7 protein-coding genes are annotated in these 8,572 nt (G+C 68.3%); all 7 read right to left on the bottom strand.

All coding sequences use genetic code 11. The features are described 5' to 3' along the window. Positions 1–71: 71 nt before the first annotated feature. The gene (gene rsd / locus IBX53_RS12910) at positions 72–572 is read right to left on the bottom strand and encodes a sigma D regulator (RefSeq protein WP_290909878.1); all 501 of its coding nucleotides are present in this window, start codon (positions 570–572) and stop codon (positions 72–74) included. Positions 573–713: 141 nt separating this feature from the next. Further along, positions 714–1,232: a disulfide bond formation protein B gene (locus IBX53_RS12915; protein WP_290909880.1), complete on the bottom strand. Its 519-nt coding sequence runs from the start codon at positions 1,230–1,232 to the stop codon at positions 714–716. Beyond that, the gene (gene gshA, locus IBX53_RS12920) at positions 1,229–2,839 is read right to left on the bottom strand and encodes a glutamate--cysteine ligase (protein ID WP_290909881.1); all 1,611 of its coding nucleotides are present in this window, start codon (positions 2,837–2,839) and stop codon (positions 1,229–1,231) included. Before gshA ends, IBX53_RS12915 begins: the two co-directional genes overlap by 4 nt. A gap of 50 nt (positions 2,840–2,889) precedes the next feature. Further along, positions 2,890–5,313: a Tex family protein gene (locus tag IBX53_RS12925; protein WP_290909883.1), complete on the bottom strand. Its 2,424-nt coding sequence runs from the start codon at positions 5,311–5,313 to the stop codon at positions 2,890–2,892. Between the two features lie 156 nt (positions 5,314–5,469). Beyond that, complete coding sequence (locus IBX53_RS12930; RefSeq protein ID WP_290909885.1) at positions 5,470–7,023, bottom strand: phosphoenolpyruvate carboxykinase; 1,554 nt, start codon at positions 7,021–7,023, stop codon at positions 5,470–5,472. A gap of 250 nt (positions 7,024–7,273) precedes the next feature. After that, positions 7,274–8,149, bottom strand: a complete 876-nt coding sequence (gene hslO, locus IBX53_RS12935; RefSeq protein ID WP_290909887.1) for an Hsp33 family molecular chaperone HslO — start codon at positions 8,147–8,149, stop codon at positions 7,274–7,276. 31 nt (positions 8,150–8,180) lie between these two features. Next, on the bottom strand, positions 8,181–8,570 hold the full coding sequence (hslR, locus tag IBX53_RS12940) for a ribosome-associated heat shock protein Hsp15 (protein WP_290909889.1): 390 nt from the start codon (positions 8,568–8,570) through the stop codon (positions 8,181–8,183). Positions 8,571–8,572: the final 2 nt, after the last annotated feature.

An 8,572-nucleotide genomic window follows, 5' to 3' on the forward strand; every position in this document is an offset into this window, starting at 1 on the left:
CACACCCTGCATGCTGGTGCTGGGCGGGCGCCTCGAGCGCCGCAAAGCCTCCTAGAGCTCCGCAAAGCCTCCTAGAGCTCCGAGCGAAGCTCGGCGCGGGCGGCATCCGGGGCGTGGGCGGCATGAACACGGCCGATCAACCGGTCCTCGAGGCTGAAGCGCTCGGTGAGACCGTGGGCCAGCCTCTCGAGCCAGGCGGGCAGTCGGCCGAGATGCTGGCGCACGCGGCCCGGGCTGTCGTACTCGGCGTCGAAGGAGAGCACCAGCTCGGTGGACATCTCCAGCCGCGCCAGCAGGCTATCGGCCAGGCCCAGGGCGGCCTCGTCGCCGAAAGCCCTGGCCTCCTCGCGCAGCTGGGGGTAGATCTCGAAGTGGCCGGCGCTGATGTAGTCCATCAGCACCTCGCTGAAGCGGTCGATCTGGTCCTTGCTCACCGCCTCCAGCTCGATATCGCAGGCTTCCTTGAGCTCGACGAAGTGGACCAGCAGCTCGCGGCGCTCGTCCAACCAGCGATCGATCAGCTTGTGCACGCCGCCCCAGCGCTCCAGCGCATTCTTGCAGTCTTCCAGCATGGGGGCCTCCCTTCGTTTGGTGGAGCCAGATCGGTGAGGCCGGGAGCGTCCTTCGCCCGGCTGGAACTCAAGACTCGCCCGCGCCGCCGGCGGTGTCAATCCCCGGCAGGCGACGCCAATGGCAGGGGACGCCGGGGTCTCTCAGACTCGCTCCCGAAACGCCATGAGCACAAGGCCCAGCGGCGCCACGGCCAGCACCAGAAAGCCGATCAGCGTCCAGCCGGGCAGCGAGATGCCCAGCAGCAGGAAGTCGATCTCGGCACACTCCCCGGAGCCGGAGAACACCATGGCGACGACGTCGCGCCAGGGCAGCAGATCCATCATGTAATCGAGCCCGGGGCCGCAGCTGGGTACCTCCTCCGGGGGCAGCGACTGCAGCCACAGGTGGCGCCAGGCCACGCCGATGCCGCCGATCACCGCGGACAGACCCAGGGCGCCATAGACGGCCGGGGCGACCCGTCCCCCGGGGTTGTGAAGGGCGGCGACAGCGAAGACCGCCGCGGCGGCGAGCACCGCCACCCGCTGGAAGATGCACAGCGGGCAGGGCTCGAGCCCGACGACATGCTCGAGGTAGAGCGCCACGGCCATCATCAAGGCACAGAAGGCCAGCCCGGCGAGGCTCCAGTGGCGCACGCCCAGGCGAGCCAGATGGGGGCTCATTGGCCGGGCTCCCCGAGGAGGCGCGACTCCCGGGCGCGGGCGAAGTAGTCGGCCAGGAAGTCATCGAAGGCGAGGCGATCGGCGGCCTCGATCTCCTCCTGCTGGCGCATGGACGTTCCTACCAGCTCCTCGAAGAGCGCCTCCCGGGCCGGGTCCATGGGCTCGCCACGCAGCCGCTCGGCCTGCTCGCGGGCGATGGCCAGCATGGCGTCACTGAACTCCTCGCCGTTCTCCTGCAGGCGCGCCAGCAGCTGCCCCGAGGGCGTCAGCGACGGGTCGGCCAGGCGCGGGGCCATGGCGGCCACGGCATCGCGGTGGGGGCTGCCCTCCTCCAGCTGGTCGAGCAGGCCCGCTACCTGGTCGATCTCGGCCAGGATCTCATCGCCCCACTCCGGCACGCTGCGATCCCGACCGCGATCGCTCAGGCGAAGCTCGGGGTCGCGGCCTCGCTCCACCACCAGGCGACGGTTGTCGTCGAGGCTCTCGCACTCCTCGTCGGAGATCCACGGGCTATCGGCGAGCAGGCACCACATCACGAAGGCGTCGACGAAGTAGATCTGCTGCTCATCCAGCCCCAGGGTCAGCAGCGGGTTGAGGTCGAGGCAGCGCACCTCGATGTATTCAACCCCGCTGGCCTCCAGGGCCTGGCTCGGGGTCTCGCCGTGGCGGGTCACCCGCTTGGGACGGATGTCGCTGTAGTACTCGTTCTCGATCTGCAGGATGTTGGCGTTGAGCTGGCGCCACTCGCCGCCCTCGTTCACGCCCAGCGCCGCGTAGGCGGGCCAGGGGGTGGAGATGGCGTTGCGCAAGGTGCCCACATAGTTGGAAAGCGAGTTGAAGCAGATCTTGAGCTGCGCCTGCACCTTGTTCTGGTAGCCCAGGTCCGACATGCGCAGGCTGGTGGCCCAGGGGGAGATCAGGGTCTCGGCGCCGTGGGCCTCGAGCTTGTCGGGGAGTTCACCGTCGGGCAGGAAGCTGCGATCCAGCGCCGGGGAGGCGCCGAACAGGTAGAGCAGCAACCAGCTGTGGCGGCGGAAGTGGCGGATCAGCCCGAAATAGCGCTGGGAGCGATACTCGCCCATGGGGGTGTCGGCCGCGCCATCGATCTCGCGCAGCAGTTCCCAGAGGTCATCGGGCAGCGAGACGTTATAGTGCACCCCGGCGATGGCCTGCATGATGCGCCCATAGCGCACATCCAGGCCCTTGCGGTAGACCCGCTTCATGGTCCCCACGTTGGAGGTGCCGTAGTCGGCGATCGGCACGCTGTCGTTGCCGGCAAGACGCGAGGGCATGCTGGCCGGCCAGATCAGCTCGTCACCCAGATAGCGGTAGGTGAAGCGGTGCAGGTCGCCGAGGAAGGCCATGGCATCCTCGGGACGACAGTAGACCGGCGTGATGTACTCCAGCAGCGCCTCGGAGTAGTCGGTGGTGATGTGCGGATGGGTCAGCTTGGAGCCCAGCGCGGCCGGGTGCGGGGTCTGGGCGATGCGCCCTGCGCCATCGACGCGCAGCCCCTCCTTCTCGAGGCCGCGGCGCAGTCGGCTGAACTGCCCCTGGCGGGCGGGGCCGACCAGGCGCTCGATGAGGGTGGCGAGTGAGTCGGACAAGGTAGCACCCCTGATGGTGGAAAATTAGCGTGGAAAATTAGCGTGGAAGGTTAGCGCTTCTGTTTGGCCTTGAGCAGGGCGGCACCGAGCGCACCCACCTGCCCCTGTTGATCATCCGAGCCGTGGCCGCCGCCCTTGCGTGAGGGCTTCTGGCCATCGGCCTTCCGGCTGGCGGCTCCCCGGGCACCGTTCTTCTGGGCGCTGGATCTCTCCCTCCCGGGCTGGCGACGCTCACCACCGCGGCCTGGGCCATCGCCCTCCTCACCCGGCTGGTCGTCCAGGCGCATGGAAAGGCCGATGCGGGCCCGAGGGAGATCGACGCTCATCACCTTGACCCTGACGATGTCGCCGGCCTTGACCACCGAACGCGGGTCATCGATGAAACGGTCGGAGAGTGCCGAGATATGTACCAGGCCATCCTGGTGGACGCCGATATCCACGAAGGCGCCGAAGTGGGTGACGTTGGTGACGCTGCCCTCGAGCACCATGCCGGGTTCCAGGTCCTTGAGGGTCTCGACCCCCTCGCGGAACTCGGCGGCCTTGAACTCGGGGCGCGGGTCGCGGCCCGGCTTGTCCAGCTCGGCGAGGATGTCGGTCACCGTGGGCACGCCGAAGCGCTCGTCGGCGAACTCGGCGGGCCTGAGCGACGTCAGCGTGGCGCTGTCGCCGATCAGGCTGCCCAGGTCCCGGCCGCTCTGCCTGGCAATGCGCTCCACCAAGGGGTAGGCCTCCGGGTGCACGGCGCTGGCGTCCAGCGGGTTGTCGCCGTTCATGATGCGCAGGAAGCCGGCGCACTGCTCGAAGGTCCTGGGCCCGAGACGGCTGACCTCGAGCAGCGCCTTGCGGCTGGTGAAGGCGCCCTGGGTATTGCGCCGGGCGACGATGGCCTCGGCCAGTGCCGGCGAGAGCCCGGCCACCCGCGAGAGCAGCGCGCTCGATGCGGTGTTGAGGTCGACCCCCACGGCGTTCACGCAGTCCTCGATCACCGCCTCGAGGCTGCGCGACAGCTGCAGCTGGGAGACGTCGTGCTGGTACTGGCCCACGCCGATGGACTTGGGCTCGATCTTGACCAGCTCGGCGAGAGGATCCTGCAGGCGCCGAGCGATGGAGACCGCGCCGCGGATAGTGACGTCGAGGTCCGGCAGCTCCCGGGAGGCATACTCCGAGGCGGAGTAGACCGAGGCGCCCGCCTCGCTCACCATCACCTTGGCGAGCGCTCGCTTGCCCGGCCCTTCTTGTGAAGAGCACCGCTTCACCAGGTCGCCGGCCAGGCGGTCGGTCTCGCGGCTGGCGGTGCCGTTGCCTACGGCGATCAGCGCCACGTCGTGCTTCTCGACCAGCCGGGCCAGCTCGGCCAGGGCGGCGTCCCAGCGCTTCTGGGGCGCGTGGGGATAGATGGTGGCCTCCTCGAGGAACTGGCCGGTGGCGTCCACCACCGCCACCTTGCAGCCGGTGCGCAGGCCCGGGTCGATGGCAAGCGTGGCCTTCTGCCCCGCCGGCGCGGCCAGCAGCAGGTCCTTGAGGTTGGCGGCGAAGACCTCGATGGCGGCGAGCTCTGCGCTCTCGCGCAGCCGGCCCATCAGCTCGGTCTCGAGATGGGCGTAGAGCTTGACCCGCCAGGTCCAGCGCACCACGTCGCGCAGCCACTTGTCGGCGGCGCGCCCCTCGTCTCGGATCGCAAAGTGGCGGGCGATGGCCACCTGGGCCGGATGGATCGGCGCCTCGTCCTCGCCTGGCAGCCGGATGGCGAGCGTCAGCACGCCCTCGTTGCGGCCGCGGAACATGGCCAGCGCCCGGTGGGAGGGCGTCTTCGCCAGCTTCTCGTCATGCTCGAAATAGTCGGAGAACTTGGCGCCCTCGGCCTCCTTGCCCGGAATCACCCGGGCGCTGAGCTCGCCCTCCTGCCACAGCCGCTCGCGCAGCCGGCCCACCAACTCGGCGTCCTCGGCGAAGCGCTCCATCAGGATCTGGCGGGCGCCGTCCAGGGCCGCCTTGGCGTCCTCCACGGCGGGGATGTCACCCTCGGCGGCGCGAAGGTACTTCGCCGCCTCGGATTCCGGGTCCAGGGTCGGGTCGGCCAGCAGCGCATCGGCCAGAGGCTCGAGTCCCGCCTCCCGGGCGATCTGGGCCTTGGTACGACGCTTCTTCTTGTAGGGCAGGTAGAGGTCTTCCAGGCGCTGCTTGGTGTCGGCGGCCCGGATCAGCCCGGCGAGCTCGGGCGTCAGCTTGCCCTGCTCGTCGATGGCGGCAAGCACCGCGGCACGGCGCTCCTCCAGCTCGCGCAGGTAGCCGAGACGCTCATGAAGGTTGCGCAGCTGGGTATCGTCGAGCCCGCCCGTCACCTCCTTGCGGTAGCGGGCGATGAAGGGCACCGTCGCCCCGCCGTCGAGCAGTTCCACCGTGGCCGAGACCTGCTGCGGGCGAACGGAAAGCTCCTCGGCGAGGCGCGAGATGATGCGGCTGGTGGCGTCCATGTAACCCCTTCGCTGATGCTCGAAAATCGATCGCGACAAGGTATCACAAGCGCCCCGTCCGCGGCAGGCTTGACGTCCGTGTAAAGCAACAGCCCCACGGCCGGGGGCGCGTGGGGCTGTTGCGGGGTCACCAATGCCGCCGGCGGCGGTCAACCGTCAGGTCAGGCTGGGGCCCGCCTTGACGATGGCTTCGCTGACGCCGTCGAACTTCTTGAAGTTGTCGACGAACTGCGCGGCCAGGTCCTGGCGCTTGCGGTCGTAGGCATCCTTGTCTTCCCAGGTATCGCGCGGATTGAGCAGACTGGAGTCGACACCCGGCACGGCCAACGGCACGTCCAGGTTGAGCCCGTCGATGCGCTGGGTCTCGACCTCGCGCAGCACACCGGCCTGGATGGCGCTGATGATGGCGCGTGTGGTGGGGATGGAGAAACGCGAGCCGCCTTCGCCGTAGGAGCCGCCGGTCCAGCCGGTGTTGACCAGGTAGACCTGGGCGTCCTTCTCGTCCACGCGCTTGATCAGCAGGTCCGCGTACTCGCGGGCCGGGCGCGGGAAGAAGGGGGCGCCGAAGCAGGTGGAGAAGGTGGTGGAGAGACCTTCGGCGGAGCCCATCTCGGTGGAGCCCACCTTGGCGGTGTAGCCGGAGAGGAAGTGATAGGCCGCGGCTTCCTTGGAGAGCACGGAGACCGGCGGCAGCACGCCGGACATGTCGCAGGTCAGGAAGACGATGGCGTTGGGCTCACCAGCGCGGTTCTCGGGCACGCGCTTCTCGACGTGCTCCAGCGGGTAGGCGGCGCGGGAGTTCTGGGTCAGGCTGTCGTCGGCGTAGTCGGGCTCACGGCGGTCGTCGAGGACCACGTTCTCCAGCACGGTGCCGAACTTGATGGCGTTCCAGATGACCGGCTCGTTCTTCTCGGAGAGGTCGATGCACTTGGCGTAGCAGCCGCCCTCGATGTTGAAGACGGTACCCGGGCCCCAGGCGTGCTCGTCGTCACCGATCAGGTAGCGGGCCTGATCGGCGGAGAGGGTGGTCTTGCCGGTGCCGGAGAGGCCGAAGAACAGGCAGGTCTCGCCGTCCTCGCCGACATTGGCGGAGCAGTGCATCGGCAGCACATCGGAGGCCGGCAGCAGGAAGTTCTGCACAGAGAACATGGCCTTCTTCATCTCGCCGGCGTAGCGCATGCCGGCGATCAGCACCTTCTTCTGGGCGAAGTTGATGATCACGGTGCCGTCGGAGTGGGTGCCGTCGCGGGCCGGATCACACTCGAAGCCGGCGGCGTTGATGATGGTCCACTCCTCCTTGGCGGAGGGGTTGTAGCCCTCCGGGCGCACGAACATGGTGCGGCCGAACAGGTTCTGCCAGGCGGTCTCGGTCTGCACGCGCACCGGCAGATAGTAGGTCGGGTCGCTGCCCACGTGGAGCTCCGACACGAAGTGCTCACGGCCCAGCAGGTAGTCCTCGACGCGGGCCCAGAGGGCATCGAACTTCTCGGCGTCTAAAGGACGGTTCACGCTGCCCCAGTCGATCTGCGCGCTGGTGGAGGGCTCATCGACGATGAAGCGGTCCTTGGGGGAGCGTCCGGTGCGCATACCGGTATTCACCACCAGGGCACCGTTGGCGGCCAGGCGGCCCTCGCCGGTGGCCACGGCACGCTCGATCAGTTCTGCGCTGCTGAGGTTGACGTGGGCTTTGGGAGCTTGGGGTGTGGTCATGTCGGTTCCTGGGCCTTGCGGCCGATTCTCTCGTGTGCCGGGCGTCGGTGGCGACGCAGCGGATACCTGACATCGATCGTCGCTGCGGGTTTCCCGTCTTGAGGCGAAGCGATCTAGCCGAAAAAAAGCGGCGCCATTATGGCAAAAAGCACCGCCGCGGGGAACGCCGTTTTTGAGCGAAATTCATGTAGTTTTTCTACAACATCGCGCCATTTCACTACAGGATCTGTTGTGCATCGCAGCAACGACGTCAGTGGACCACGGGGGGCGGCGCATCGCCCTCGGCCAGCAGCGCCTCGACGTTGGCTTCGTCGAAGTGGTAGGCGGTGTGGCAGAAGTGGCACTGGGTATCGATGCTGCCATGCTCGGCCAGCACCTGGCGCAGCTCTTCCTGGCCCAGGGTCAGCAGCGCAGAGGCGATGCGCTCCCGGGAGCAGGTGCAGCCGAAGCGCAGCGGCTTGGGGTCGAAGATCCGCATCGTCTCCTCGTGGTAGAGGCGATGCAGCAGCGCCTCCGGGCCGAGCATCAGCAGCTCCTCGTCCTTGACCGTGTCGGCCAGGACCACGGTGCGGTCCCAGGCGTCGTGGTCCTGGTTCTTTGATTCGTCGGGCATGCGCTGCAGCAGCAGGCCGCCGGCCCGTTGGCCGTCCGCGGCCAGCCACAGCCGGGTGGGCAGCTGCTCTGACTGGACGAAGTAGGCGGCCAGGCAGCCGGCCAGGCTGTCGTGATCCAGGGCGACGATACCCTGATAGCGGTGCCCCTCCCGGGGGTCCAGAGTGATCATGATCTGGCCCCCGCCAAGCAGCTCGACGAAGCCCACGTCATCCGCCGGCATAGGAGCGTCCTCGGCCAGCCGGGCGATGGCACGCAGTTCGCCACCGGGGTTGGATTCGGCCATCAGCAGGGCCAGCGCCCCCTTGCCGCGCACCTCGATGCTCAGAGTGCCATCGAGCTTGACGGTGTCGGTGAGCAGCGCCACGGCGGCGAGCAGCTCGCCGAGCAGGCGATTGACCACCGGCGGGTAGTCGTGGCGCTCGAGGACCTCGGCGTAGGCCCGCTCGAGGATGACGAGCTCGCCGCGCACGTTGGTGTTGTCGAAGAGGAAACGCTGGATCTGGTCGGTCATCATCACTCTCTGTGAGTCGTCGGCCGGCTGGCTAGTCGTCCGGCTGCTGACGCTGGAAACGCTGGATATCCCGGCGCTGTTTCTTGTCGGGGCGCTTGAGCGGGTGCTGCATGGCCTGGTTGGTGAGGCGGCGCGCCTCGGCCTCACGCTCGCGGCGAACCGCGCTCTCCTCGGTCTCGCGGTAGAGGGCGCGGGCCTCGGGGGCACCGCGGCGCTGGTCGGAGAGCGCCACCACCTCGACCTCGAGAAGATCCCAGCCCTGGGGCACGCGCACCAGGGCGCCCACCTCGACGGTCTTGCTGGTCTTGGCCCGGGCGCCGTTGTAGTGGACCTTGCCGCCCTCGATGGCCTTCTTGGCCAGGCCCCGGGTCTTGAAGAAACGCGCCGCCCAGAGCCACTTGTCGAGCCGCACGCTATTCATAC

It is taken from the genome of Halomonas sp. (assembly GCF_014859505.1).
GTDB lineage: Bacteria > Pseudomonadota > Gammaproteobacteria > Pseudomonadales > Halomonadaceae > Halomonas.

Excerpts from the sequence above, each read along its gene's own strand:
- hslR (WP_290909889.1), bottom strand. The coding sequence starts at position 8,570 with ATGAATAGCGTGCGGCTCGACAAGTGGCTCTGGGCGGCGCGTTTCTTC.
- hslO (WP_290909887.1), bottom strand. The coding sequence starts at position 8,149 with ATGACCGACCAGATCCAGCGTTTCCTCTTCGACAACACCAACGTGCGC.
- IBX53_RS12930 (WP_290909885.1), bottom strand. The coding sequence starts at position 7,023 with ATGACCACACCCCAAGCTCCCAAAGCCCACGTCAACCTCAGCAGCGCA.
- IBX53_RS12925 (WP_290909883.1), bottom strand. The coding sequence starts at position 5,313 with ATGGACGCCACCAGCCGCATCATCTCGCGCCTCGCCGAGGAGCTTTCC.
- rsd (WP_290909878.1), bottom strand. The coding sequence starts at position 572 with ATGCTGGAAGACTGCAAGAATGCGCTGGAGCGCTGGGGCGGCGTGCAC.
- IBX53_RS12915 (WP_290909880.1), bottom strand. The coding sequence starts at position 1,232 with ATGAGCCCCCATCTGGCTCGCCTGGGCGTGCGCCACTGGAGCCTCGCC.